The 26,395-nt window shown below is 59.0% G+C and carries 29 protein-coding genes; 20 read left to right on the top strand and 9 right to left on the bottom strand.

Annotation, left to right across the window (positions count from 1 at the left end; all coding sequences use genetic code 11):
- Positions 1 to 289: 289 nt before the first annotated feature.
- The 3 genes from LC334_RS17265 to LC334_RS17255 are packed head-to-tail and all read left to right on the top strand — an operon-like array spanning position 290 to position 1,985.
- A complete protein-coding gene (locus LC334_RS17265) occupies positions 290 to 790 on the top strand; it encodes a type III secretion system chaperone family protein (protein WP_085801624.1) in 501 nt (166 codons plus the stop codon).
- Between the two features lie 45 nt (positions 791 to 835).
- On the top strand, positions 836 to 1,651 hold the full coding sequence (proC, locus tag LC334_RS17260) for a pyrroline-5-carboxylate reductase (protein WP_085801561.1): 816 nt from the start codon (positions 836 to 838) through the stop codon (positions 1,649 to 1,651).
- On the top strand, positions 1,644 to 1,985 hold the full coding sequence (locus LC334_RS17255; protein WP_085801562.1) for a tRNA-binding protein: 342 nt from the start codon (positions 1,644 to 1,646) through the stop codon (positions 1,983 to 1,985). Before proC ends, LC334_RS17255 begins: the two co-directional genes overlap by 8 nt.
- Positions 1,986 to 2,330: 345 nt before the next feature.
- Here LC334_RS17255 and LC334_RS17250 read toward each other — a convergent pair whose 3' ends face one another.
- Complete coding sequence (locus tag LC334_RS17250; RefSeq protein ID WP_085801563.1) at positions 2,331 to 2,579, bottom strand: accessory factor UbiK family protein; 249 nt, start codon at positions 2,577 to 2,579, stop codon at positions 2,331 to 2,333.
- Positions 2,580 to 2,675: 96 nt separating this feature from the next.
- On the opposite strand from LC334_RS17250, the gene lgt reads away from it, so the two are divergent.
- From lgt to LC334_RS17225, 5 genes are all read left to right on the top strand, one after another.
- On the top strand, positions 2,676 to 3,563 hold the full coding sequence (gene lgt, locus LC334_RS17245; protein ID WP_085801564.1) for a prolipoprotein diacylglyceryl transferase: 888 nt from the start codon (positions 2,676 to 2,678) through the stop codon (positions 3,561 to 3,563).
- Positions 3,560 to 4,621 (top strand): class I SAM-dependent methyltransferase, encoded by a 1,062-nt coding sequence (locus LC334_RS17240; protein WP_085801565.1) that lies wholly within the window; start codon positions 3,560 to 3,562, stop codon positions 4,619 to 4,621. The genes lgt and LC334_RS17240 overlap by 4 nt, the downstream gene beginning before the upstream one ends.
- Entirely contained in the window at positions 4,618 to 5,373 is a 756-nt protein-coding gene (gene pgeF, locus LC334_RS17235) for a peptidoglycan editing factor PgeF (RefSeq protein ID WP_085801566.1), read from the top strand. Before LC334_RS17240 ends, pgeF begins: the two co-directional genes overlap by 4 nt.
- Positions 5,374 to 5,655: 282 nt before the next feature.
- Positions 5,656 to 5,985, top strand: coding sequence for a hypothetical protein (locus tag LC334_RS17230; protein WP_176237733.1), 330 nt, complete (start codon positions 5,656 to 5,658; stop codon positions 5,983 to 5,985).
- 231 nt (positions 5,986 to 6,216) lie between these two features.
- Positions 6,217 to 6,900 carry a Hint domain-containing protein gene (locus LC334_RS17225; RefSeq protein WP_223413048.1) on the top strand — a complete coding sequence of 228 codons (684 nt, stop codon included), beginning with the start codon at positions 6,217 to 6,219 and terminating at the stop codon, positions 6,898 to 6,900.
- Between the two features lie 3 nt (positions 6,901 to 6,903).
- Here LC334_RS17225 and LC334_RS17220 read toward each other — a convergent pair whose 3' ends face one another.
- Entirely contained in the window at positions 6,904 to 7,404 is a 501-nt protein-coding gene (locus tag LC334_RS17220; protein ID WP_085801568.1) for an Lrp/AsnC family transcriptional regulator, read from the bottom strand.
- Positions 7,405 to 7,609: 205 nt separating this feature from the next.
- Here LC334_RS17220 and trxB point away from each other — a divergent pair, with 205 nt between their 5' ends.
- On the top strand, positions 7,610 to 8,554 hold the full coding sequence (trxB, locus tag LC334_RS17215; protein WP_085801569.1) for a thioredoxin-disulfide reductase: 945 nt from the start codon (positions 7,610 to 7,612) through the stop codon (positions 8,552 to 8,554).
- A gap of 321 nt (positions 8,555 to 8,875) precedes the next feature.
- Here trxB and LC334_RS17210 read toward each other — a convergent pair whose 3' ends face one another.
- Both LC334_RS17210 and LC334_RS17205 read right to left on the bottom strand, forming a co-directional pair.
- Complete coding sequence (locus LC334_RS17210) at positions 8,876 to 10,186, bottom strand: glutamine synthetase family protein (protein ID WP_085801570.1); 1,311 nt, start codon at positions 10,184 to 10,186, stop codon at positions 8,876 to 8,878.
- A complete protein-coding gene (locus LC334_RS17205; RefSeq protein WP_085801625.1) occupies positions 10,183 to 11,028 on the bottom strand; it encodes a MurR/RpiR family transcriptional regulator in 846 nt (281 codons plus the stop codon). The genes LC334_RS17210 and LC334_RS17205 overlap by 4 nt, the downstream gene beginning before the upstream one ends.
- 124 nt (positions 11,029 to 11,152) lie before the next feature.
- On the opposite strand from LC334_RS17205, the gene LC334_RS17200 reads away from it, so the two are divergent.
- The 8 genes from LC334_RS17200 (at position 11,153) to LC334_RS17165 (ending at position 20,311) form a co-directional block, all read left to right on the top strand.
- Positions 11,153 to 12,940, top strand: a complete 1,788-nt coding sequence (locus LC334_RS17200) for a branched-chain amino acid ABC transporter ATP-binding protein/permease (RefSeq protein WP_085801571.1) — start codon at positions 11,153 to 11,155, stop codon at positions 12,938 to 12,940.
- Between the two features lie 18 nt (positions 12,941 to 12,958).
- Positions 12,959 to 14,110, top strand: coding sequence for an ABC transporter substrate-binding protein (locus LC334_RS17195; RefSeq protein ID WP_085801572.1), 1,152 nt, complete (start codon positions 12,959 to 12,961; stop codon positions 14,108 to 14,110).
- 15 nt (positions 14,111 to 14,125) lie between these two features.
- On the top strand, positions 14,126 to 14,842 hold the full coding sequence (locus LC334_RS17190; protein ID WP_085801573.1) for an ABC transporter ATP-binding protein: 717 nt from the start codon (positions 14,126 to 14,128) through the stop codon (positions 14,840 to 14,842).
- Positions 14,843 to 14,844: 2 nt separating this feature from the next.
- Entirely contained in the window at positions 14,845 to 15,738 is an 894-nt protein-coding gene (locus tag LC334_RS17185; RefSeq protein ID WP_085801574.1) for a branched-chain amino acid ABC transporter permease, read from the top strand.
- The gene (locus LC334_RS17180; RefSeq protein WP_085801575.1) at positions 15,735 to 16,511 is read left to right on the top strand and encodes an N-formylglutamate amidohydrolase; all 777 of its coding nucleotides are present in this window, start codon (positions 15,735 to 15,737) and stop codon (positions 16,509 to 16,511) included. The genes LC334_RS17185 and LC334_RS17180 overlap by 4 nt, the downstream gene beginning before the upstream one ends.
- Entirely contained in the window at positions 16,508 to 17,152 is a 645-nt protein-coding gene (locus tag LC334_RS17175; protein WP_085801576.1) for an isochorismatase family cysteine hydrolase, read from the top strand. Before LC334_RS17180 ends, LC334_RS17175 begins: the two co-directional genes overlap by 4 nt.
- A 312-nt stretch (positions 17,153 to 17,464) precedes the next feature.
- On the top strand, positions 17,465 to 19,540 hold the full coding sequence (locus tag LC334_RS17170; protein WP_085801577.1) for a bifunctional sulfate adenylyltransferase/adenylylsulfate kinase: 2,076 nt from the start codon (positions 17,465 to 17,467) through the stop codon (positions 19,538 to 19,540).
- Between the two features lie 72 nt (positions 19,541 to 19,612).
- Positions 19,613 to 20,311 carry a hypothetical protein gene (locus LC334_RS17165; RefSeq protein ID WP_085801578.1) on the top strand — a complete coding sequence of 233 codons (699 nt, stop codon included), beginning with the start codon at positions 19,613 to 19,615 and terminating at the stop codon, positions 20,309 to 20,311.
- A 12-nt stretch (positions 20,312 to 20,323) separates the two neighbouring features.
- Here the strand turns inward: LC334_RS17165 and LC334_RS17160 are convergent, their stop codons facing one another.
- From LC334_RS17160 to LC334_RS17140, 5 genes are all read right to left on the bottom strand, one after another.
- Positions 20,324 to 21,298, bottom strand: a complete 975-nt coding sequence (locus LC334_RS17160) for a lysophospholipid acyltransferase family protein (RefSeq protein WP_223413047.1) — start codon at positions 21,296 to 21,298, stop codon at positions 20,324 to 20,326.
- A gap of 55 nt (positions 21,299 to 21,353) precedes the next feature.
- On the bottom strand, positions 21,354 to 22,238 hold the full coding sequence (locus LC334_RS17155; protein WP_085801580.1) for a PhzF family phenazine biosynthesis protein: 885 nt from the start codon (positions 22,236 to 22,238) through the stop codon (positions 21,354 to 21,356).
- A 117-nt stretch (positions 22,239 to 22,355) separates the two neighbouring features.
- Positions 22,356 to 23,504: a DUF2235 domain-containing protein gene (locus LC334_RS17150; RefSeq protein WP_085801581.1), complete on the bottom strand. Its 1,149-nt coding sequence runs from the start codon at positions 23,502 to 23,504 to the stop codon at positions 22,356 to 22,358.
- Positions 23,505 to 23,620: 116 nt separating this feature from the next.
- The gene (locus tag LC334_RS17145) at positions 23,621 to 23,848 is read right to left on the bottom strand and encodes a DUF1150 family protein (protein ID WP_085801582.1); all 228 of its coding nucleotides are present in this window, start codon (positions 23,846 to 23,848) and stop codon (positions 23,621 to 23,623) included.
- Between the two features lie 5 nt (positions 23,849 to 23,853).
- Positions 23,854 to 24,267, bottom strand: coding sequence for an Hsp20 family protein (locus LC334_RS17140; protein WP_085801583.1), 414 nt, complete (start codon positions 24,265 to 24,267; stop codon positions 23,854 to 23,856).
- A 160-nt stretch (positions 24,268 to 24,427) separates the two neighbouring features.
- Between LC334_RS17140 and LC334_RS17135 the strand changes: the two genes are divergently transcribed.
- The 3 genes from LC334_RS17135 to LC334_RS17125 all read left to right on the top strand — a co-directional run bounded on the left by LC334_RS17135 (position 24,428) and on the right by LC334_RS17125 (position 26,355).
- Positions 24,428 to 24,652, top strand: coding sequence for a YdcH family protein (locus LC334_RS17135; RefSeq protein WP_085801584.1), 225 nt, complete (start codon positions 24,428 to 24,430; stop codon positions 24,650 to 24,652).
- Between the two features lie 148 nt (positions 24,653 to 24,800).
- On the top strand, positions 24,801 to 25,289 hold the full coding sequence (gene purE / locus LC334_RS17130; RefSeq protein ID WP_085801585.1) for a 5-(carboxyamino)imidazole ribonucleotide mutase: 489 nt from the start codon (positions 24,801 to 24,803) through the stop codon (positions 25,287 to 25,289).
- Positions 25,282 to 26,355 carry a 5-(carboxyamino)imidazole ribonucleotide synthase gene (locus tag LC334_RS17125; RefSeq protein WP_085801626.1) on the top strand — a complete coding sequence of 358 codons (1,074 nt, stop codon included), beginning with the start codon at positions 25,282 to 25,284 and terminating at the stop codon, positions 26,353 to 26,355. Before purE ends, LC334_RS17125 begins: the two co-directional genes overlap by 8 nt.
- Positions 26,356 to 26,395: the final 40 nt, after the last annotated feature.

Genomic DNA, 26,395 nt, shown 5'->3' with positions numbered 1-26,395 from the left:
TCAAGCACGACCGGGCGGAATAATGCGCAAAAACGCTTTATATTGCAGCGGACATCCGAAACCTTCCCACATCGCCATCTCGATCGGCCCTACACTCGCCATAAATGGGGAGGACCGTGCATTCGTCCACAACTTATTGTGGTTATCCCCAATAAATAGCTTTACAGGGCGCCGCGAAGGCCGCACCATATCTTGTATGGGCGAGGGGATCAGCCCCCGCTTATTGAGCAGGCACCTAGCGCTTGGGGCGCTGAACAGTGCCAAACGCTACAAAAAAAGAGGTGACGCAATGGCCTTGTCCGAGCAGTTTTTGCAAGAAGACCTTCACCCCATAGATATTGTCGAGCATATCGCCGAACATCACGACTGGGATTTCGACCGTATCGCCGATGACCAGATCGCGATGGCTGTTGAGGGGCAGTGGCGCACCTATTCAATCACCCTGGCCTGGTCGGCCTATGACGAAACCCTGCGGTTGATCTGCAGTTTCGAGATGGAACCGCCGGACGAAAAGCTTCCCGCCGTTTATCAGATGCTCAACGACGTCAATGATCAGTGCTGGGCCGGCGCCTTCACCTATTGGGCCGAACCCAAGCTTATGGTCTATCGCTATGGCCTGGTGATGGCGGGCGGGCTGGGGCCGGGCCCCGAGCAGATCGACACATTGCTTACCGCTGCAGTTCTGAGCTGCGAACGCTACTATCCCGCATTCCAACTGGTTGTCTGGGGCGACCGCGAACCCAAGGATGCCCTGCAGGTCGCCATTGCGGAGGCCTACGGGCGGGCTTAAACCTACCCCCGCGCAAGTAAGAAATAACGCGGGGAGCAAACCATCATGGATATGTCATTTGTGGCCGAGAGAGGCCTTGTCTTACTTGGATGCGGCAAGATGGGGTCCGCCATGCTTCAGGGCTGGTTGTCTGATGGACTACCGGCAACATCCGTCTGGGTGATCGACCCGAACCCCTCGGCCTGGCTGCAATCGACCGGCGTACACATCAACGCCGAACTGCCGGCCAGACCCGCCGTTGTATTGATCGCAGTCAAACCGCAGATGATGGGGGACGCGCTGCCTGCGATCGCGGCGATGGGAAATAGTGACACTCTCTTTGTCTCGGTCGCGGCGGGCACACCTATTTCGGCTTTTGAGGCTGCGTTGGGGGCAAAGAGCCCGGTCATCCGCGCCATGCCCAACACTCCGGCGGCGGTCGGACGCGGGATCACGGCGATCATCGGCAATGCGCATGTCGGGGACGCGCAACTTGATCTGACTCAGGAGTTGCTGAGCGCTGTCGGGCAGGTTGTAAGGTTGGAGGTCGAAGACCAGATGAACGCCGTAACAGGTGTCAGCGGGTCAGGTCCCGCCTATGTCTTTCACATGATTGACTGTATGGCTGCAGCGGGCGAGGCGCAGGGATTGGCACCGGAACTGGCGATGCAATTGGCTAAGGTGACGGTTGCGGGCGCCGGGGCGCTGGCCGAAGCTGCCGAAGAAACGCCATCACAACTGCGCGTAAACGTGACCAGCCCCAACGGGACCACACAGGCCGGGCTTGAGGTATTGATGGACGAGGCAAGTGGTCTGCCGCCACTGATGGCCTCGACCGTCAAGGCAGCCACGGATCGCTCAAGGGAACTGGCAGATGGCTGACGACATCACCTTCGATGATTTTCTGAAGGTCGACATTCGTGTGGGCCATGTCATCAGAGCCGAACCCTACCCCGAAGCACGCAAACCGGCGATCAAGATGTGGATCGATTTTGGTGCCGAGATCGGTGAGAAGAAAACCTCGGCTCAGATCACCGCACATTATACGCCCGACAGCTTGACTGGCCGCCAGGTCGTGGCAGTAGTCAATTTTCCGGCACGCCAGATCGGCAGGTTCATGTCCGAAGTGCTGGTGCTTGGCCTCTCTGATGGCGATGGTGAGATCGTCCTGCTGAGGCCCGACCGTGATGTTCCTGTCGGCGAAAGAATGCACTGAAACGCCCCCATCGGATGGGCTACATATCAGTCTGGCTTCCGGCCCGTGAGGGTTCTTCAGCGCGCGACAAGGCGACTTTGACTGCCAGCATCATGCCTTGCGTCGTTGCCCTCCGATGGCACTAACCGGCCCCAGAACAATGAAGAGGTCCACATAAACGCGCGCGCTGTCACAGGTATTGCGGAAGCAAAATCACAGGGTGCCACCACCTGATGCCCCTAAAGTAGCTGCGCCAAGCATGTGTATCACAGACCATGCACAGTGCAATCAAACACCGGCGTACACGTACAGGTCTGACGGTCAGCCCCGGGGAGCGACCAAAGCGAAATCAAGCCGAAAACAACGTTATTTGCTGCTGCCAGCTTCCAGTGCGTCAAGCCGCGCCTTGAGCGCTTCGTTCTCTTCGCGGGCTTTTTGCGCCATGGCGCGGACGGCATCGAATTCTTCACGGGTAACGAAATCCCGATCCGCCAGCCAACGGTCGATCATCGACGACATAGCGGTCTCGGCTTCGTCCTTCGCGCCCTGAGCGACACCCATCGCGTTGGTCATCAGTTTCGAGATGTCATCAAGCACTTTATTACGGGTTTGCATGGGGCCCTCCGGCAAAAATTCCTGACCTCTATATGGGGCGGATTGGCGCGTATCACAAGGTTGACTTCCCCTGCGCCGCGACACACACAGGCAGCCATGCAGGCTATGATCCCTTTCCCCGAAATTGCGCCCGAGATCTTCAGCATCTCGCTCTTTGGTTTTGATCTGGCACTGCGCTGGTATGCGCTGTCTTACATCGCGGGCATCCTGATCGGCTGGCGACTGGTCGTCGCAACGGTCAAGCGCCCGAAACTTTGGGCCAACGAAAAGCCGGTGCTGGACGTGTCCGCCGTCGAGGACCTGCTGACATGGGTCATTCTGGGGGTCATTCTGGGCGGCAGGCTGGGGTTCGTGGCTTTCTATCAACCGGCCCATTATTTGCAGAACCCGGCGGAAATCTTGCAGGTATGGCAAGGAGGGATGTCGTTTCACGGCGGGCTGATCGGTGTGATCATTGCCTGCTTTGCCTTTGCCTGGCGGCGCGGTGTGCGCGGCTTTTCGGTGGCCGACATCCTGTGCATGGCAACGCCGGTGGGGCTGCTTCTGGGCCGGATCGCCAATTTCATCAATGCCGAGCTCTGGGGGCGGCCGACATCACTACCCTGGGGCGTGGCCTTTCCGGGGCCGGCGGCGCAGGATTGCCCAGGTATTGAGGGCATTTGTGCACGCCATCCCTCGCAACTTTACGAGGCGCTGCTGGAAGGGCTGATCCTGGGTCTGGTGCTGCTTTTCCTGGTCTACCGTCGCGGCGCGCTCAAACGGGTTGGTTTTGTCACCGGTGTGTTTTTCGTCGGCTATGGCATCTCAAGATTCATCGTGGAATTTGCCCGTCAGGCCGATGCCCAGTTCATCACGCCGGATAATCCGCTGGGATATGTCGTACAGTTCGGCCCCGCCGGGCTAAGCATGGGGCAACTCTTGTCGCTACCGATGATCGCCTTTGGCTTCTTGATGATCGGTCTTGCGCTACGGCGCACAAAATGAGTGACCTGCGCACGCATCTGATCCGCCGGATCACCGCGGGCGGACCGATCACACTGGCAGAATACATGTCGGACTGCCTGCTGCACCCCGAACACGGCTACTACGCCACGCGCGATCCGCTTGGGGCAGCGGGCGATTTCATCACCGCGCCGGAAATCAGCCAGATGTTTGGCGAATTGATTGGCCTTTGCCTTGCGCAGAGCTGGCTGGATCAGGGCGCGCCATCGCCGTTCGTACTGGCCGAAACAGGGCCGGGGCGCGGGACGCTGATGGCGGACCTGCTGCGCGCCACGCAAAAGGTGCCCGGGTTTCACGAGGCGATGCAGATACAGCTGATCGAGCGATCAGAGCCGTTGAAGGTGCAGCAGCGCACGACATTGAATCGCGAAAATATCACCTGGCAGGACGATCTGAGCACCCTGCCCGACCTGCCCCTCTTTCTTGTGGCGAATGAATTCTTTGATGCTCTGCCGATCCGACAGTTTCAGCGGGATGGCAAAGGCTGGCGCGAACGACAAGTCGGCGTACATGAGGCGGGACTTGCTTTCCGCCTGTCAGGCCCAGTGGCTCCCATAGAACTGAAGCACCGGGTAGAAGATACCAGATCCGGCGATATCGTCGAAATCTGCCCATCAGGTGTGTTGATGGCTGAAGAGATCGGCAGACATATAGCCACTCGCGGTGGCACAGCGCTGATCGTGGATTACGGCGACTGGCGGTCGCAGGGTGATACATTTCAGGCGCTGGCGGCACATGCCTCGGTCGATCCGCTGGCCCGTCCAGGGCAGGCCGATCTGACCGCCCATGTGGATTTCGAAGCGCTGGCCCACGCGACGCCGTCGTGCCACAGCCGCCTCACGCCGCAAGGGGTGTTTCTGGAGCGGCTCGGCATTACCACACGGGCGCAGGCGCTGGCGAAAAATCTTTCGGGTGAAGCACTGCAAAACCATATCGCCGCACATCGGCGCTTGACCCACAGCGCGGAAATGGGGACGCTGTTCAAGGTACTTGCCTTTTATCCTGACGGGGCTACGCCCCCACCCGGATTGGAACCATGACACTTGAAATCCTGACCGCCGATTGTCTGGCCCCCCTGCGCCACGGGTTTTTCACCCGTAAGGGCGGCGCGTCCTCGGGCGTGTTCGAAGGGCTGAATTGCGGGTTGGGATCCTCGGATCAAGCCGAGGTTGTCAAGATCAACCGCGCCCGTGTTGCCGAAGCGATGCAGGTACCGCCGAATCATCTGGTCACGGTCTATCAGGTGCATTCCCCTGATGTCCTGACGGTCGAAGGACCAGTGACGGGCAATCCGAAAGCCGATGCGATGGTGACGTCGCAACCCGGTATCGCGTTGGCAATTCTGACAGCCGATTGCCAACCGGTCCTGTTTGCCGATGCCAATGCGGGCGTGATCGGGGCCGCGCATGCAGGGTGGCGCGGGGCGCTTGATGGCGTGCTCGAATCAACTGTGGCTTCGATGGAGGCGCTTGGGGCAAACCGCGCAGATATCAGCGCGGTCATCGGCCCGTCGATCAGCCAGGCCGCCTATGAGGTCGGTCCCGAATTCATCGACGCATTTCTGGATCAGGACCCCGATAACAGCCGCTTCTTCGCCAATGGCGAGGGCGACCGCTACCAGTTCGACCTTACAGGCTATGGCCTCCACCGCTTGCGCAGCGCGGGCGTGGGCCATGCTAAATGGACGCGCCACTGCACCTATTCGGAACCTGACAGGTTTTTCTCGTTCAGGCGCGCGACGCATGCTCAGGAAGCTGATTACGGGCGACTGATCTCGACCATCCGTTTATGAATTGGGCAAGATGGCGGCGCGTTGGGGGACCAACTTGTCCTAATTCAAACGCCGCATCAGTATCTTCGCACTCCGTAATTCCGCTATTACATATATTCTACAGATAGTTACGGGAAGTTTATGTAGCGTTCACAATTGCCGTTATGATTGTCAGAAACTTTCTTAAATTGATTGCAAATCGTCAAATCATGGCCGCAAATTCCAGTCATAGTCGGATCAACGAAATTTTGAACGGCCGAAAAGGTCGATGTTGATAAGAGGGCTATAAGAGATGAAACAGCGTTGGTTGAAATCAGTTATCAAGAACAGCAAGACTCAGGAAACCGCCTTGCCATTTCAGCGAACGATGCGCCGCGCCCGCAAGAATGCAGCGAGTGCTACAGTCGTAAAGGAATTAAAGACCGCCTGAGCAAGACGGCCTTTAACGAAGAGTTCACCAGTGCTTTTCGTACCAGTTTTCAAGGGTGGGTCGTCCCTGAAACGGGACGATCCATTTTTGACCAAACATGCCATGCCTCTGCCAACATGGTTAACGGCTCAATCGGCAGGAAACAAACTCTGGCTTGTGGCCCAATTGGTCGAAGCTGGGATACAATGTCGTCAAAAACTTGACTGAATTTAGGCAAATCTGTCATGTTTGACGTGTAACGAGTAAATGGAAACAGTCTTTCTGTGGTTGTCGGTGGGGGCCGGCGCAGTAAGGACGTTAAGAGTAAAAGGTTAATCTGTATGCCCCCCATTTCATTGCACCACCCTTTTCCGACTATTGCACGCCCGCAAGCACCACACCCAAGCCCGCAACCTTTTGCGCGCGATGACGTTAGCGCTCGCAAACCGCTGGTGATGCGGAAGTTCCAGATTTCCAGCCTGACACGTAGCGGGGCCATTTATGCCACTGACCAGATTGGCCCGGCGATCCCTGCGTTCGAATCGGCGTTTTCAGCCTTCGCGCATGGCACCCTGATCAAGACGACCGACGGGCTTGTCGCAATCGAAGATCTGCAACCCGGGGCCGAGGTCATCACGTCAGAGCACGGCCCCATGCCGCTTTTATGGATCGGATCGATGAGCCTGATACCGCGGCGTGATGAACTGGCACATACCGAAACCCGACTGACGCGCTTCATGGCAGACAGTTATGGCCTTGCCCGTCCCGCCGGTGATTTGATGACCGGCCCCGGCGCGCGCATCCTGACACCCAGAACAGATCTGCACGATGTTGTGGGCAGCGATCAGATCCTGACACCAGCACGGAACTTGGTGGATGGGGTCAACATCATCGAAATCACACCGCCCCGCCCGGTACGCGTGTATCATCTTTGCCTGCATCGCCATACAACTATTAACGCAGCGGGGCTTGATGTCGAAACCTTCCACCCCGGATTGAACTTCGAGCGTAACATGGGTCAGAATATGCTGTCTTTGTTCCTGTCTTTCTTCCCGCATATTCACGTGCCGTCGGATTTCGGCCCGCTGGCGCATCCACGCGAAGAATTGACCTGGCAAGGTGAACTGGCAGTGGCGTGAAGATCAGGCTGACCTGTTCAGCCGCTCTTCCAACACATCGAACGGCACGCCGGGCTCGTCCTTCGCGCCCCGGATCACAAGCGACGTCTTGACGCTGCCGACGTTATCGGCGGCGGTCAGTTCCTCGGTCAGAAAGCGCTGGAAGGTGGACAGATCAGGCGCCACGCATTTAAGGATGAAATCAACCTCACCGTTCAACATGTGACATTCGCGGACAAGCGGCCAGTTGCGGCAACGTTCCTCAAAAGCGCTGAGGTCGGCCTCGGCCTGGCTTTGCAGCCCGACCATGGCATAGACCTGCACCTCGAAACCCAGCTCGCGGGCATCCACATCAGCGTGATAGCCGCGAATATATCCTTGTTCTTCCAATGTGCGGACCCGCCGCAAACAGGGCGGGGCCGAAATACCCACGCGACTTGCCAATTCGACATTGGTCATCCGGCCATCGGCCTGCAGCTCGGCCAGAATCTTGCGGTCAATCTCGTCAAGCCGACTGGACGGCATATCTCGCACTCCTGAATTTTTGCAATTGTTATATCATTTCCGCTAGCTTGCGCAATAATATTTCGTCATCACGCAAGATCGTTAAAGACTCTCAATTGAATTCGACGTGACAGCAAAGCTGATCAGCAGGGGTTTCATGCCCGTTGCTGCGTCGCTATATCAGGTAAATAAACCTCCGCAAGCCAGTCCGAAAGGTGCCCCATCAATGGCCGAAAACCGTCACACCAAAACGCTGATCATAGGCTCCGGCCCCGCCGGTTATACCGCCGGTGTCTATGCCAGCAGGGCAATGCTGTCACCGATTCTGGTGCAGGGTATTGAACCGGGTGGGCAGCTCACAACAACCACCGAGGTCGAGAACTGGCCTGGCGATACCGAGGTTCAGGGCCCGGATCTGATGGTCCGGATGGAGGCACATGCCAAGGCCATGGGATGCGAGATCATCGGCGACATCATCACCGACCTGGACATCTCCAAACGCCCCTTCACCGCCAAGGGTGACAGCGGCGCGACTTACACCGCCGATGCAGTCATTCTGGCCACCGGCGCGCGGGCAAAATGGCTGGGGCTGGAGAGCGAAGAGGCCTTCAAGGGCTTTGGCGTAAGTGCCTGCGCCACCTGTGACGGGTTTTTCTATCGTGGCGAGGAAATCGTAGTGGTCGGCGGCGGCAATACTGCGGTTGAAGAAGCACTCTTTCTCACCAACTTCGCCTCCAAGGTCACGCTGATTCACCGCCGTGACGAGTTACGCGCCGAAAAGATCCTGCAGGACCGCCTGCTTAAGCACCCCAAGATCAAACCGCTCTGGTTCCATGAGCTTGAAGAAGTCATCGGCGACGACAATCCCAAGGGTGTCACCGGCGTGCGCGTGCTCAATAATCAATCCGGTGAGGTTGTAACGATTCCCTGCAAAGGTGTCTTCATCGCCATCGGCCACGCGCCCGCAACAGAACTGGTGAAGGACACGCTTGAGCTGCACAATGGCGGCTATGTCAAGGTCGAGCCTGGCAGCACCCGCACCTCGGTGCCAGGCGTTTTCGCGGCGGGCGATCTGACCGATCACATCTACCGCCAAGCCGTGACCAGCGCTGGCATGGGCTGCATGGCAGCATTGGACGCCGAAAAATTCCTGGCCGAGCACGACGGTTGATGGGAACGGAACTATACAGGTTTCCGGCAAGCGCGGTTACATGACCTCCATCAAGGTCTGGTTGGTGTTGACCGTACCTTAAACGCGCAGGCGCCCAGCCCGTGATAAGCGGCCATTGCATGCTTTGGTGATGGCCCTTTAAACGCCCTAACGCCACCTTTGGAGGGCGCCGCAAGGAGCCGCTTCTCGCATGTTCAAACCTTGCACAGCAAACGGGAAACCTAAAGTCGGTTGGGATCGAAGTGGTCGAAGGATCTACCTATTTCGCCGAGTGAACCATCCATTTCACAGCTGACGGCGCGCCTGATGGAACACCATAAATCAATAACTGTCCTCATAGGCGGCACACTTTTCCGCGATCTCCATATTGGCGACATGTGCCATCTCCGACGCTTTGTGCGCCCGGTAGACCGAAGCAAAGGACGCAGGGAACCAACCTTTGGCTGTCTCGCAGGCGTCAAACCTATCAAGGGCTGCGTCGAGCGAGGTTGGCAAACGAACAAAACCGCGCGCGGCAAGATCCTCGGGTGATAGAAGTGATAGGTCTTCTTCTGTAGGCGGCGGTGGGGTTAAACCGTCCTCGATACCCTGTACCCCGGCATGGATTATGGCAGCCAGCGCAAGATGCGGGCAGGCCGCAGCATCGGCGGCGCGATATTCGATGTTGAACTGGCGGGAGATGGCGGCGGGATCCTTGGCAGTCACCGGGCAGACGCGCAGCGAGGCCTCACGGTCACGGAAGCCCAGATTGTTATAAGCCGCCGACCAGCGATGCGGCGTGAGCCGCTCATAGGAAATCACCGAGGGCGCGGTCAGGGCGATGATGTTTTCAAGGTACTTGAGCACACCGGCAGAGAAGGCGGCGGTCAGATTGGACATGCCGCAGGGGCCGTTTTCATCATAGGTGGCGGGCTGGCCGCCCTCATCGACAAAACTCATGTGGATATGCACGCCATTGCCCACGCTCGACACGTCGCGAATGGGGGTGAAAGTCGCCGCTTCGCCCAGATGGCGAGCGGTGGAGCGGGTCAGTTCGCGCAAGATCACGGCGGCATCGGCGGCACGAACGCCCTGATCGGGACCGACCACAACCTCGTATTGGTTGGGGCCGTATTCCTTCATGATACTGTCGGGTTCCATGCCCGCCTGTTTCAGCGCACCCATCAACGTTTCACACAGGCGGCGCTGAACCTCGAACGCCTCCCGCCCATAGCCCTGATTACGAATCGCCGGCTCCCCCCTGAGTTGGAATTCGTGTTCGAATGCCGCGATCAGACGCACGCCCGCCACCCTGTGCAGCCGGTCGAGCGCCGATTGCAAAAGCGACCGGGTACAGAACTCCCACGGGGTTCCATCGAGCGCGGTGATATTGCCCAGCATGAAATGTTCACGTGTGTCGGCATCGAAACCGACATTCACCTCGGTCGCCGGGTCGGGGATCAGCAGCAGATCGCCCAGGGCGCCAAACGGGCTGTCGCCGATCCCGTCGAAACAGTTGATCTGAACATTGGTGGGTGTCCAACCGACACCGCGTAACAGGCGTTTTTCCAGCTGATCGGCGGGAAATGCCTTGCCGCGGGCCTTGCCGGCAAGGTCACAGGTGGCTACGAAAATAAGAGGCATGGGCGTCATGACGGAACATCCTGATCAGTAAGGCGGAGCGCGTCCCAGGCTTTTATCCGGGCGCGTGTCTGGTCGAAATTGTCTTCTGCAATCTTGGTCACCAGCGCTTCGATCACCGCTAGCGCCGGGGCGTAGGTGTCCCAAAGTGTGCCGCTTTCGATTGGCACGGGCAACACTTCGGCCGCGTATTTCGCAATCGGTGACAGCCACTTGTCGGTCATCAGGATGATCTTAGCCCCCTTGTCGTGGGCAGTCTGGCACAGGCCAAGCAGGTTCGGCTGATAGCGGCGAAAATCCACGACGAAGAGCAGATCGCCCTGTTTCATGCGCAACAGGTACTCCGGCCAGGCCTCGTTATTGGCAGGTAAATGATAGACACCCTGGCGCATCTGCCGCAGGTGAAACGAAAGCAGGAAGGCGATTGAATCGCTGACCCGACCGCCGATCACATGGACCTCGCTTTTTGGCGTGGCCAGCAGCGTGCAGATGCGGGCGAACTGATCTTCGGTGATCGCCGCCGACGACACCGCCATCTGCCGTGTGGTGCGCTGAATGAAATCGCTGAGAAACCCGCCTTCGATCGGGCGGTTTTCCATGTGCAGATCGACCGGCGACCGCTGCCCTTCCTTCAGTTCCGCAATTAGATCACGCTGAAACTCCTGATAACCCGCCAGTCCGATCTTGGTGACAAAGCGTGAAATAGAAGGCGGCGACACCTCGGCGTGTTTTGCCAGATCCTGGATAGAAACAAGGCCGGCATAGGGATAATCCGACAAGATCGCCGCGGCGAGTTTACGTTCGCTCGGGGTAAGGATTCCGGCGGCATCTTTGATACGATCTTTGATCAGCATGTGGCCCGGCAGCTTGTTTGGCTGGATCAAAGCATGATTGGAAATAATTTTTCAGTCAATACAAAATATATTGACTTTGAAAATATTCATTCGAATACTCACGCGAGATTCACAAGGATTCCCGATGGAGCTTACCGCACCACGATCGCAACTTGCTGCCGCCGTTCTGGCGGTGCCTGGCTTCGTCGTGCTGCTGGCCCTGGCAGGCGACGCGATCGGCACCTCGGTCGAGAGGACGATCATCGTGTTCCTGATCTCGCTTACCGCAATTGCCGCGATGGGGCTTTATTCCGGCAATTCGGGCATCCTGAGCTTCGGACATCTGTCCTTCATGGGGATCGGAGCCTATGCCGCGGCACTACTTACGCTTCCGGCCCAGATCAAGGGCGCGACCCTGCCCGCTCTGCCGGAATGGCTGGCCGTGATAGAGCTGGGATTGTTACCGGCCACGCTGACAGCGGTGATCCTGACCATGACGGTTGCGGGTTTGGTCGGCCTCGCGATCTGGCGGCTGGACGGGTCCGCCGCAACAATTTCGACCCTGGCGCTTTTGATCATCACTCACGGAATACTGATCGGTTGGCGCGACGTAACGCGCGGGGCGCAGACATTTTTCGGCGTACCGCGCGACACGACAATCTGGGTCGCGGCGGCCGGGTGCGTCATCTCCCTTGTCGTGGCTCGGCTTTATCGCGACTCCGCCTGCGGGCTGCGTCTGCGGGCGGGCCGCGAAAACGCGATTGCGGCGGCGGCAATCGGCATCAGCGTGCCGCGCGAAAGGTTCATCGCCTTCGTACTTAGTGCCGGTCTGATGGCGCTGTCCGGGGCGCTGATCGCACATTTCCTTGGCGCGTTCAGCCCTAAGAAGTTCTATTTTACCGACACGTTCTTCCTGCTGGCGATGCTGATCGTAGGCGGCATGACCACCGTGACGGGCGCGGTTCTGGGCGCGGTTGTGGTCACCCTGCTGACCGAGCTTTTGCGCCGCCTCGAAGGCGGGCTTGATCTTGGTTTTGTGGAAATCCCTCAGGTCTTTGGCACCACGCAGATCGGAATCGGTATGCTGATCCTGCTTGCACTGATGCGCCGCCCTGAAGGCCTGGCGGGGCTCAGGGAATGGGAGGAATGGCTGATCCCGCCGCGCCGCACCGCGGTTGACCCTAAACCGCTTTCCCCTGCGGAAAGCGATCCGCTGGACGCCATAAGCCTGACCAAGCGTTTCGGTGGCGTTGTCGCGACCGAGGAGGTAAGCGTGACGGTGACACCCGGCGAAATCGTCGGACTGATCGGCCCGAACGGATCAGGAAAGACGACGCTTCTCAACCAACTTTCAGGCGTTTTGCGTCCAAGTGAAGGCGCAATCACCAAAGGCGGCAAAGATCTTGTGCACCTGCCGCCGCACAAGTTCGTCGACGCCGGAATTGCGCGCACTTTCCAGAACATCCGCCTGTTTCCGACACTGTCGGTCTATCAGAACGTACAGGCCGCAGCCCTCGCGACTAAGGGCGGACGCGATGCCGGAGCGCGCGTGGCGGCGGCGCTGGAACGGCTGGGCCTGAGCGGCGTGACGGAGACCATGGCGGGCAACCTGTCCTATGGCGATCAACGCCGGGTCGAGATTGCGCGTGCGCTGGTCTGTCAGCCCTCGCTCATATTCCTCGACGAACCAGCGGCGGGCATGAACCGCGAGGAAACCGACGCGCTGATGGAAATTCTGCGCAAACTGAACAGCGACCTGGGAATTGGCATCCTTCTGGTCGATCACGACCTTGGGCTGATCAATGCCCTGTGTCACCGCATCATCGTTCTGAACGAAGGCAAGCTTATTGCCGAAGGCAGCCCGGAAGAGGTGCGCCGGAACCCCGCGGTGATCGAGGCCTATTTGGGCACATCCAAGAAAGAAACCCGATAAACAACAAGGGAGATCCTTATGAAACATATTCTGATTGCAACAACGGCCCTGAGTATCGCGGCGCTCGACGCCCAGGCTGATGAGCTGAAACTCGGCCTTGCCACCGCGCAAACCGGCGGGCTGGCCCCCTATGACGCCCCCGTGGTTGAAGGCATACGTATTGCTGTCGACGAGATAAACGCCGCGGGCGGTATCGGCGGCAAGATTATGATCGAAATGACCGAGAAGGACGTGCGCTCGGACACGGCCCAAACCTCGATCTCGGTGCAGGAGTTGGTGGATGCAGGGTCCGAAGCCATCGTTCTGCCCTGCGATGCCGATCCTTCAATTGCGGCAGCGGCGATCGTCGCCTCCGCGCAGATTCCGGCGATTTCCACCTGTGCCTCCTCGCCAACCTTGCCGCTTATTGGCGGTGACTACGTCTTTGCCAACTTCCCGGGCGACAATGTGCAGGCTACGGTATCGGCCTCCTGGGCGTTCGAGCAGGGAATGAAGACGGTCTTTATCCTCTATTCGCCGGACAGCCAGTATACCACCATGCCGCTTTACTTTGCCGACGTGATGAAATCGCTGGGCGGAGAGGTTCTGGGCGAGGCGACGTATAACATTGGCCAGCCTGATTTCTCGGCTATCGCCACGCAGATCGCGGCGCTTGATCCGGCACCCGATGTGGTAATGACATCCGCGTACGAACCTGATTTCCCAACCTTCATCAAGGCTTTGCGCGCGGCGGGATATGAGGGTCAGGTGATCGGTTCGGACGGCATCGACAGCCCCACGACCTTTGGTCTGGGCGATGCGGCCGAGGGCGTGGTCTTTTCCACGGCAGGTCATGCCACCGAAGGCAGCCCGCTGGAAGGCTTCAACACGCTTTACGAAGAGACCACCGGCAGCAAATCCGAGACCGTGTTCAACGCGGTGGGCTATGACCTTGTGAAAGTGCTGGAAGCCGCAGTTGTGGCCGCCGGTTCCACCGAACCACAGGCGATCCGTGACGCAATGGCGAATCTGGAAGACGTTCAGGGCGCCACCAGCCTGATCACCTACAAGGGCACCACGGGCATGCCGGTCCGGCAGGTCTCGCTGGTCCGCGTCAAGAGTGGCGAGCGTGAACTTGTCGGGCAGCCCTCGCCCAGAGCCGACCTGATTCCTGCGCCGCGGATGCAGTAGGGGAAAGGGTCGCGCATGTCCCCGCTTCTGAAGCTGGAAGGGTTCAAGCTGCGCTACGGCGCGGTGGAGGCCGTGCGCGGTATCGACCTTGAAATCGGGACGGGCGAGATTGTCGCCCTTCTCGGCGCCAACGGGGCAGGTAAATCCTCTACCATGAACGGCATCGCCGGGCTGGCGCCAGTGACCGAGGGGAAGGTCTATTTCGATGGCAACGACATCACCGAGCTACCCTCCGAAGAAATCCCGATTTCGGGCCTGACGCTGGCGCCCGAGGGGCGGCGGGTCTTTGGCACGCTGACCGTCGATGACAATCTGCGGATGGGCGCCTACGCGGTGCGCGACAACACGTCGATCGACGCATCGCGCCAGCATGTGTTTGATCTTTTTCCCATCCTTGCCGAGAGACACAACCAATATGCCGGCACGCTTTCGGGGGGGCAGCAGCAGATGCTGGCCATCGGGCGTGCGCTGATGTGCAACCCGCGGCTCTTGCTGCTTGACGAGCCATCGCTCGGCCTTGCCCCGCGCATTGTCGAGCAGGTGTTTGACCTGATCTCGACCCTGCGTGATCAGGGTGTCACCATATTCCTTGTGGAACAGAACGTGGCAGGTGCGCTTGAGATTGCCGACCGGGCCTACATGATGGCCTCGGGCCAGATCATCCGCGAGGGCAGCGCCGCCGCGATGCGTGCATCGGATGACATGAGCGCCGCCTATCTGGGAGAGCACTGAGCATGGATCTGATCCTCCAGCAGACCGTCAATGCCCTGGCCCTGGGCGGCACCTATGCGCTTCTGGCGCTGGGGCTGGCGGTGGTGTTTTCGATCATGGGCCTGATCAATTTTGCCCATGGCGAGCTGATGACCATCGCCGGGTATGTGCTGATGTATTGCGGCCTTGCCGGTATCCCCTTCGCGGTCAGCGTGCCGCTGGCGGTGCTGGCCCCGATGCTGGCGGCGATGGCGATGGAGCGGGTGGCGTTCCGGCCCGTCCGCAACGCCTCAGGCGCCACAATGTTGGTCACCAGTTTCGCGGTGGCGATGATCCTGCAGGTGTTGTTTCAGAACCTGATTTCGGCCCGCTCGCAGCCGGTGATCCTTCCCGATGCCCTGAGCCAGAGCGTCACCATCGGTGGGCTGATCATCGGGGTGAACAAGCTTTTTGCCATTCTGGCCACGATCGTGATGCTGATCGCGCTCGAACTGTTCATGAAAAAACAGAAACACGGTATCGCCATGCGCGCAGCCGCCGAGGATTTCGCCATTGCCCGCCTCATGGGCATTCGCGCCAACACCGTGATCTCGGCCGCCTTTGCCCTGTCGGGCCTGCTGGCCGGGGTCGCGGCGGTGCTCTGGGTCTCGCAGCGTGCCTCGGTTGATCCGCTGATGGGGTTCACGCCGGTGCTCAAGGCCTTCATCGCGGCCATTCTGGGCGGGCTCGGATCGCTCAGGGGGGCGGTGGCAGGCGGTTTTGTGCTTGGCTTCATCGAGGTCTTTCTCGCCGCTTTCCTGCCCTCTGCCTGGCAGGAATTCCGCGAGCCCATCGGGCTGAGCCTTGTCGTGCTGATTCTGATCCTCAGGCCCAACGGGCTGATCCCGGCGGCAACATTACAGGCGCAGAAAGTATGAGTACCTCCGTCCGCGCCACCGGCCTGCTGTGCCAAAGCGATCCTGAGCCCGTCGAATGGGTCAACCCGGGCAGCACGTCACCGGTCCTTTTGGTATGTGAACATGCCGGTCAGGCGGTGCCCCGGGCGTTGGGCGATTTGGGATTGCCCGACGGGGCCATCGACACCCATATCGGCTGGGACATCGGCGCCGAGGCGTTGGCGCGGGGCATTGCCGCACGGCTTGACGCCCCCCTGATCCTTCAGCGCTACAGCCGGTTGGTCATCGACTGCAACCGCCCACCCGATTCAGACAGCGCCATTCCTGCGGTCAGCGATACGCAGCCCGTCCCTGGCAATACCGGCCTTGGTGCCGACGCCCGCACCGCCCGTATTCACGGGGTGTTCGATCCTCTGGATGCCGCCGTGACGGCCGGTTTCGAACGTCACCCCCGCCGCGCGGCATTTGCCATCCATTCCTTTACACCGGCCTTGGCAGGCGGCCCGCACCGGCCATGGCACGCGGGGTTCCTGACGCGCCGCGACATGGCAACTGCAGAAGCCCTGATTGCCCATATCGGACGGACAGAACCTACATTTGAACTGATCGCGAACCAGCCCTACCAGATCGACGATGACACCGACTGGTTCATCCCCACGCATGCCGAACCGCGAGGAATGCGGCACGCGCTTGTCGAGATCCGCAATGACCAACTGCGGAATGCCGCCGGGGTCGAAGTCTGGGCCGATCTGCTTTCAAATGCCATCAGCGCCCTTCTGGAGACCGCCCCATGACCTTGACCCGCAATGTCCCGCTTGATCCGGCGCATTCCGCGCTTCTTTTCATCGACGTGCAGAATTTCGCCGCCCATCGCGACGGCGGAGAATTCAAGGATATACCCGAGGCCGAGTTCGACGCGAAATACGGCTGGTTCTTCTCAGAGCTTGAGACCCGGGTGATCCCCAACATGCAGGCCATCCAGGCGGCATGCAGGGGCATGGGCGTCGAGCTTATGTATACCACGATCGAGAGCCTTACGCTGGATGGCCGCGACCGGTCGCTCGACTACAAGATCACCGGCTTTCACGTGCCCAAAGGCTCGTGGGACGGCAAGGTCATCGACCAGATCGCCCCTGTGGGCGATGAGATTATTCTGCCCAAAACCTCGTCCTCAGTCTTTGTCTCGACCCATATCGATTACATCCTGCGCAACCTCGGGGTCCGGCAGCTTGTGCTTTCGGGACTGATCACCGACCAATGCGTCGAAAGCGCCATCCGTGATGCCTGCGATCTGGGTTACCTTGTTACTCAGGTGACCGACGCCTGCCTCACCTACAGCCAGGAGCGCCACGATCACAGCCTTCAGACCATCAAAGGGTATTGCCGCCAACTTACAACCCGCGAACTGGTGGCGGAGCTGAGCGCGGGCAAATAGAAAACGCAGCCGTCTTGGTGGCGCGTTACCCGGCACAGACCGGATGCCTTATCAGCGGTCACAAGTGGCGACGCTTGCCGAAAGTCGATCAGGTTTAGCCGGAACCACAACGGGTCAGGATTGACCTCGAGCCGCCACGCATCTTTAGGGCCACAATCATCCTCGTTGCTTTCGTCAAACACCGAATGCCTCTATCCGTGACCTACCGGCCACACTGCCGAAACAGTCTGTTGCCTATCCGATTTGGGGTTTTTCATTTTTGCGGAATGTGGCATGTGTTCACCCGTGAACATACTTTTTTGAGTCGCGACGATGAATTCGATCGACCCCAAACCCAACTTGCCGGAAGACGATCAGCTCTTTCGCCTCCTACGCCAGCTGGATCTGGCGCCGGACGCGTCTCAGCGTGCGATCGCCAAGGCGCTTGGGGTTTCGTTGGGCGGCCTGAATGCGCAGCTGCGAGCGGCAGCCGATGCGGGATTGATCCGGATCAGCGATCGCAAAGGTGACGACCGTCGACAGCGCTATGCCTACGCGCTGACAGCGCGCGGCGCCGCAAGAAAAGTGCAGCTCACAGATCAATTTCTCGCGCGGAAACTTGCAGAATACGACGCCCTGCATGCCGAGTTGACCGGCACCGCCAGTAATCTTGTTCCCCTAAAACACAGGACCAGTCTCGTGCAAAACAATCTTGCCCCTATCCCCGAACTCTACGTTTCTTATGAAAGCGCCCAGAAACTGAAGGTCGAAGCTGCCGATCTGATCAGCTGGGACCTTACACCGCGCCAGATCTGCGATCTGGAGCTTCTGATGAATGGCGGGTTCAACCCGCTCAAGGGCTTCATGTCTGAAGATGACTACAATGGCGTTGTCGACAACATGCGCCTGGCCGACGGTACACTCTGGCCGATGCCAATCACGCTGGACGTGTCGGAAAAGTTCGCCGAGGGGCTGGAAGAAGGCCAGGACATCGCGCTGCGCGATCAGGAAGGTGTGATCCTGGCGACGATGACCATCACCGACAACTGGACCCCGAACAAGGCACATGAGGCCGAGAAAGTATTCGGCGCCGATGACAGTGCCCACCCGGCGGTGAACTACCTGCACAACACCGCAGGCAAGGTCTATCTGGGTGGCCCGGTCGTAGGCATCCAGCAGCCGGTACATTACGATTTCCGCGGCCGCCGTGACACGCCGAACGAGCTGCGCGCCTATTTCCGCAAGCTGGGCTGGCGCAAGGTTGTCGCCTTTCAGACCCGCAACCCGCTGCACCGCGCGCATCAGGAACTAACTTTCCGCGCCGCGAAAGAGGCGCAGGCCAACCTGCTCATTCATCCAGTCGTCGGCATGACCAAGCCGGGCGATGTTGATCACTTCACCCGCGTGCGCTGCTACGAGGCCGTGCTGGATAAATACCCGGGATCGACCACAACCATGTCGCTACTGAACCTGGCGATGCGCATGGCTGGCCCGCGCGAGGCCGTCTGGCACGGGCTGATCCGGAAGAACCACGGCTGCACCCATTTCATCGTCGGCCGCGATCACGCAGGCCCCGGTAGCAATTCGGCCGGTGAGGATTTCTACGGCCCCTATGACGCGCAGGATCTGTTCCGCACCCATCAGGAAGAAATGGGCATCGAAATGGTCGATTTCAAACACATGGTCTATGTTCAGGAACGCGCCCAGTACGAACCCATGGACGAAATCAAGGACAAAGACAAAGTGACCGTCCTGAACATTTCGGGCACGGAGCTGCGCCGCCGTCTGGCCGAAGGTCTGGAAATTCCGGAATGGTTCAGCTTTCCGGAGGTGGTGAAGGAATTGCGTCGCACCCGTCCACCACGGTCAAAACAGGGCTTTACCGTCTTCTTCACCGGCTTTTCAGGCTCGGGCAAGTCGACCATCGCCAACGCGCTGATGGTCAAGCTGATGGAAATGGGCGGACGTCCGGTCACGCTTCTGGATGGCGATATCGTACGGAAAAACCTCAGCTCGGAACTGGGCTTCTCGAAAGAACACCGTGACCTGAACATTCGCCGCATCGGCTATGTCGCCTCGGAAATCACCAAGAATGGAGGGATTGCCATCTGTGCGCCTATTGCGCCCTATGCAACGACCCGCCGCGCCGTGCGCGAAGACATTGAATCGTTTGGCGCCTTTGTCGAAGTGCATGTCGCCACCTCGATCGAAGAATGCGAACGCCGCGACCGCAAGGGCCTTTACAAGCTGGCGCGTGAGGGTAAGATCAAGGAATTTACCGGTATTTCAGATCCTTATGACGTCCCAGAAAGCCCTGAGCTGAGCGTTGAGACCGAAAATGTCGATGTCGACAACTGCGCGCATCAGGTCATCCTCAAGTTGGAACAGATGGGCCTGATCGCCGGTTAAGCGGCGTCACCGCTGAGGCATTCAAACGGGCCGCCCTTTGCCGGGTGGCCCGTTTCTCTATATGCAAGGCTGATGTACGCGATTTCGCTGACCTCGATCCCGCCCCGCTTCGACCGCCTTCGCCCGATATTGGAGCGCTTGCTGAGGCAAGAGCCTGCACCAAGTCAGGTACTTCTCTGCTTGCCGCGGCACTATCGCCGATTTCCAGAACCGTTCATCGCGCCGGATCTGCCCAAGGGCGTGCGTGTGATCTGGTCTGAGAGTGATCTGGGCCCTGCAACCAAGGTGCTGCCGGCGGCCCGGGTTCTTACAGGCTCGGGCAAGCACCTGATCTATTGCGACGATGATTGGCTGATGCCACCCCATTGGGCAAAGAGTTTGCTATCAGTGCAGCGGCCTGGGGAAGCGGTTGCAGGATCGGGTTACAGCGTGTCCCGGTTGGGACGTGTGTCTGGATGCCCTGCCGGGATGGTCGATATCGCGCAAGGGTTCTCCGGAGTGTTGATTGACCCGGCGTGGCTATCTGGCACCGCGTTTGAACCGCCCGAACCTGCTTGGCCAGTGGATGATATCTGGCTGTCCGGGCTATTGTCGCGTCAGGGCATTCGCGTTCGGATTGCACCTGAAGCCCGCACCGGTCTGAGCCTGCATCTCGAGGACACGCACGGTTTGCAGGATGCTATGATCGCCGGGCAAGACCGGGACAGCGCCAACCGTGCCTGCGTTGATTATCTCTATGAAAAATACGGGATCTGGCCACCAATCAGCTGACAGGTTTCAGGATCATCCCTTCTGGCGTTCACTCAATTGCCGGGCACCACGTTCAGCCAACGGTCCGGTGCCATCTTTCCACCGTCGGTGAATCCAGAACCATTGCTCCATCCGTTCGCGCACCTGACGTTCAAGCCGGTCGTTGACCTCTTGCGTCATGACCACCGGGTCCGACGGCTCCACCGGTTCTTCGACCAGAATGTTGAAATCCAATCCATTTTCGGCCCGAATACCCCAGACAGGCACCAGTGGCGCATCGAATTTCAACGCCAGTTCGGCGGTGGCCAGCGGCGACATGGCCGGTTTGCCAAAGAAGTTCAGCGGCACGCCGTCATGAGCGTTGAGGTCCGTCAGGATGGCCAGAACCCCACCGCCGCGCAGATGTTTGACCATCTGCATCATGCCGCGTCTGCCCTGTTCGAACATCGGCTGGGATAGGGCGCCCATGGCTGCGGTGTAACGCTCGTTGAACCAGCTATTATGCATCGGGCGGTAGAACACGCCCATCTCGAAACCCTGCTCGATCATCGCGACACGCGCGGCGTTGAAACTACCGAAATGGCCGGTGACGAAAATGATCGGACGGCCATCGGCCTGCGCCTCTTTTATCGTTTCCATACCTGGGCCGAACACGTTGGAATGGCGCGTGCGCTCGGAAAATTCACGGTGCGAGAAAAGCTCGATCATATTGCGCCCGGCATTGTCAGGCACGGCGCGCATCAGCCGACGAACCTCGGTCTCGGGCAGGTCGGGCAGCACATGGGCAAGGTTTTCGCGCACCCGCTTGTCATAGCCCGCGATCGGCGCCACCAGACGCGAGGTCAGCCACCCTACAAACGGAAGACGCAGCCGGTAGGGAAGCATCCGTGCGCATGCAATGGGCGCATACATCGCGAAGCCGATCAACGTGTCGCGCATGCGGCTAGCAAAAGGGGTGGATTTATCGCTCATCGGCTGGCAATCATGTACAAGGGTCGCAGCAGACATAAGCCCGCCACCGTTCAATCACAAGGAATATCCGGGGACGACGGCAGGCGAGGCTTTACAATCGCACCTCGCCCGACATCAGCACCCAACCCTGCCCGGCGACCTTCACACCGGTGATGGCATCTGGCGTGCCAAGGACCGTCACCGATGCCTCGCCCGGACGACCCAACCAATGGCCTTGTTCCGCGACATATGACGGATTTGCTATCAAGCCATTTGCCCACAGAAACGCCGCAGCTGCGCCGGTGGCAGAACCCGTGAACGGATCTTCCGCCGGGCTGGGCGGCGCCATGAGCAGCCGCCCAAAGGTATCCCCGGCTTCACTGACACCGCCAAGCGTAATCCAGTAAGGCTCCATCATGTCAGTGCCATCATACCCCAGATGTGCGGCCATCCGGGTGAAGGCATCGACGTTCAGACGCGCACGGCGCAGCGTATCCTTGTCGCGCAACACCGTGATACAGAAGGGCAATCCGGTTGAGACAACCTGAGGCTGCGCGATGATGTCATCCGGCGCCAGGCCACCGACGGCGGCCACCAATTCAGCCCGCACTTCCGGGCCGAACTCGGGCGCGACCTGGGTCATGGTGATCCGGGCTGGGCCGGCACCCCCACGATCAATCTCGATCGAAACAACGCCGGCCAGCGTTTCCAGCGTTAGGCTGTCGCCCCTGGCCAGCCCACGATCAACAAGTGAGGCGACGGTTGCGATCGTCGGATGGCCCGCAAAGGGGATTTCACGGCTGGCCAAAAAATAACGCACTTTGATGTCCGCCACCTCAGACGGCTCCAGAAAAGTACATTCAACCAGCGATGTTTCTTGCACGAAACGACAGCAGTTCTCCGCGCTCAGAGAACCCGCGTCATGCACAACGGCGCAGCCATTGCCGCCAAAGGGCCGATCCGTAAAGGCATCCACCCAGTCAAATGTGTACTTCATCGTTTCCACCCTCCCTAGCCCGCTTACATCAACAATATCCGGCGCTTCCTGCAATTCTGCTAGAGCCAGTCGCTCGCGTCTTGCCGGACCAGATAGTCAGTCCTGCAGCGCAGTCAGTCAGGTGCGTGGCGGTAGGTTTTCCGGCCTGTATTCATCCCGCGCGGCAAGACGAGTGAGGACACTTGGGTGTATCGCGGCGTCCGGGTCGATGCGACGCGGCTCGGAACGGGGGACGAAAAACCCGAAAAAGGAACGTCGGTCGAGCCACTCTTTGTGGTGTGCGCGTTTCGGCAGGTATTCGAGTATCCGCCACGCCCAAGTCATGGAATTGTGCAATTCCGCTGTGGCGTCGGGAGCGGCGTATTCAAAGGTATTTTCCTTCGGATTTTCGCCCATTACCAGCATGTCCGGTAGCTTTTCGCGGAACCTCAGCCCCTGTTCGGCTGCTTCATCCATCATCCATTTCAGAACGATTTTCGCAACGCCGCTTTCATCCTCGGGATACCCGCCACCAATATCCGAATGCACCCCCACAAACCAGACCTGCTTGACGTCCTGATCTGGCAGATCGGTGCTTTTTTCAAACGGATTTGATTTGAATTTCTGCCGCTCTTTCCACGGTTTGAGGCGAAACATCCGGCGCCGTTCATCTATCGCCATCGCATGGCGGAAACACTGCACGCCGGGATTTGATATTGTGTAGGGCAGGGTTTGCAGCGAGGGGATGTAAAACCGGTCCCGACGCGGGGTGATCACCGAACCGACCGTATCCCAGCACCCCATGAAACGAATCGGGACATAGGTTGTCTGAAGCACGCGATGAAAACGCCAGGCGATCTTGAAATCGTCTTTCTCGCTGGCGCGTTTATACGCAGTCAGAGCATAGCCGCACAGGTTTTCCTGTTCCTTTGGCAGCAGACCGACAAGGCGCATGAATCCCGCCAGAACGCGCACCGTGTAAGCGCCCCGGCTGAAGCCCAGCAGGTAGATCTGATCGCCTTCCTGATAGGTGTTGAGGATGAACCGGTAGGCTTCAAGCACGTTCTCATCCAGCCCGTATCCGGTCAGCAAGCCAAGCACACCCTTGGTTCTGGATTTGAATTCCGACCAGGTGCCGCTATCGCTGATCGTGCCGACGCCGGGATCGTAGTAGACGACCTGCCCGGCGTCTTTTTTCAGGATACGGAAGAACTTGAGGACATTGGATTGATGTTCTTTGATCTCGTTGCCGGTTCCGTCACAGCATATCACAATTGATTTTGACATTCTTTTTGACCCTTTCAGACCTGAATGCCAAACATGCTAGTAGGAGAGTTAACGCAACTCAAACGGGGCGGTTGCCCGCCCGCCGCAGATCACACTTTGAATGTCGGATTGGTGCCTCAGTGAACCGTAACCGGCTCCATGTCGTTTTGCCGGGCCAACACAAAAGCAAGCGCCCGGTCGCGCACCAGCGCAAGGCGTTCACCCTCGGCCGAATGGACCGCATAGAGCGTGTCATGGCCCATTGCCTGCTCACGCAGTTCTTCCGGCAGATCGGCAACATTTACCGCACGTACGTAGACGATCGGTTGATCCGCCTCGGCACCAAAATCGTATTTTACATCCATTCTGCTTACCCCTTCTTGATCTTTATTGTCTGCACCACGGTTTCCGGCTGCGCGCGCGTCAGGTCGACATGCAACAGGCCGTTTTCTATCAGCGCCTCGCCCACTTCGACCCCATCAGCCAGGACGAAGGACCGTTGAAACTGTCGCCCTGCGATGCCGCGATGCAGAAATACGCGATGTTCGCTGTCGTCATTCTGACGGCCCCGGATCACCAGTTGCCGGTCTTCGACCGTGATCGACAGGTCATCCTCGCCAAATCCGGCAACGGCGAGAGTGATGCGATAAGAACCTTGCGAGGTTTGCTCGATATTGAAAGGCGGATAGCCTTCGTTGCCGGATTTGGCGCTGCGTTCCAACAGGCGCTCAAGCTGCTCAAATCCCAGCATATAAGGGTGCGACCCCAGTGTAAGCTTTGTCATCGACACGTCCTTGGCGTTAAGCGACAGTCCAGTGGAGGGTCCCGTTTCGGCAACCCTGCCCCATAAATATGGGTGTACGACCTCTCCGGCGCAAGGGCTTTGCGAGGAACTGGTTAAGCATTATGCTATAGTCAGCAGGCTCCCCGAGGAATCGCCCAGAATGAACGCCTATCGTGATCTTTCGATGAAATCCGAAGAAGTGCTGCGCGTGGAACTGGAAGAGTTTCGCCGCCAACACCGCGATCTCGACGAAGCGATCTGCGCCTTGGAAGAGAAAGGCGCACGCGATCCGCTGACTATCAAACGGCTGAAACAGCAGAAACTGCGCCTGAAGGATGTCATCGCCAGGATCGAAGACCGGCTGATCCCTGACATCATTGCCTGAACCGCAAATCATGCACCTTTACGCGTCACAACCCAGGAGTTCATCCTCTGAGATGGCGCCTTTCAGGAATGCTGATAAGGCGAATCTTAGTTGTAGAACTCTGCGTTAGGATCAGTATAGTGCGCGCTTCATTGCTAAAGGGCGTGACATGGCAGAGCTTAAGGTTGGCATCATCATGGGCAGTCAATCCGACTGGGCAACGATGCGGGAGGCTGCGGAAATTCTTGATCAGCTGGGCGTGGCCTATGAGACAAAGATCGTCTCGGCCCATCGCACGCCAGACCGGCTGTGGGACTACGGTAAAACCGCCGCCGAACGCGGCCTCAAAGTTATCGTTGCCGGTGCCGGCGGCGCTGCGCATTTGCCAGGCATGATGGCCTCGAAAACCCGGCTACCGGTCATCGGCGTACCGGTGCAGACCAAAGCGCTCTCGGGTGTCGACAGCCTCTATTCGATTGTTCAGATGCCCAAGGGTTTCCCGGTCGCAACCATGGCCATCGGGGCCGCCGGGGCCGCCAACGCCGGGCTGATGGCGGCGGCAATTCTTGCCACGTCGGATGATGCGCTTGGTCAACGACTTGACAACTGGCGCAATGCCCTTTCCGCCTCGATCCCGGATGCCCCGCAAGATGACTGACCCACTGACCACTGGGGCCACGATCGGCATCCTCGGCGGCGGTCAACTGGGCCGTATGCTGTCGGTTGCGGCTTCGCGCCTCGGCTTCAGGACCTGCATTTTTGAACCCGGTGCGGACTGCCCCGCCAGCCATGTCGCAAATCGCCACATCCAGGCACCTTATGAGGACGAAAGAGCGTTGCGCGATTTTGCCGCGAGCGTTGATGTCATCACCTACGAGTTTGAAAATATCCCCACCTCCGCACTCGACATCCTTGAGGCGCTGAAACCTGTACATCCCGACCGCATCGCCCTGCGCGTCAGTCAGGACCGGATGGTCGAAAAGGCGTTCCTAAACGATCTTGGGTTGCAAACAGCGCCTTTTGCTGCTGTGGACGATCCCGCTGACCTAGCGCGCGCGATGTCGGAAATCGGCCTGCCCGCGATCCTTAAGACCCGCCGTTTTGGCTATGACGGCAAAGGCCAGGCCCGGATCATAAACCCGGAGGACACTGATCAGGCGCTGATGGACATGGCGGGCGCGCCTGCTATCCTCGAAGGCTTTGTTGATTTCACCCACGAGGTTTCGGTCATCGGTGCGCGCAACACCGCGGGCGATGTATCCTGTTTCGATCCGGGCGAGAATGTCCATGAAGGTGGCATTCTGCGCACCACTACAATCCCTGCCCGCCTTAGCGCCGCGCAACGGACCGATGCGGTGCTGCTGGCTGGCAAGATCCTCAACAAGCTCGATTATGTCGGCGTCATGGGGGTTGAACTTTTCGTCACAACAGACGGCCTTATCGTCAATGAAATCGCGCCCCGTGTGCACAATTCCGGCCACTGGACGCAGCAGGGATGCTCGGTCGACCAGTTCGAGCAGCATATTCGCGCGGTCGCCGGCTGGCCGTTGGGCGATGGTAGCCGACACACGGACGTGGTGATGGAAAACCTCATCGGTGACGATATGGACCGCGTTCCCGATCTTGCCAGGGACCCCGCCGTCTCTTTGCATCTCTATGGCAAGGCTGAGGTCAAAGAGGGCCGCAAAATGGGCCATGCGAACCGCGTCATCACCAAACCCTGACCCCGTCAGCCAAGCAACGCAACGCCAGTTAAGCATGTCA

It is taken from the genome of Roseovarius aestuarii (assembly GCF_019966515.1).
Classification (GTDB): Bacteria; Pseudomonadota; Alphaproteobacteria; order Rhodobacterales; family Rhodobacteraceae; genus Roseovarius; species Roseovarius aestuarii.
The sequence above is the reverse complement of the archived record's forward strand: the minus strand, read 5'-3'. Positions and strand labels throughout refer to the sequence as shown.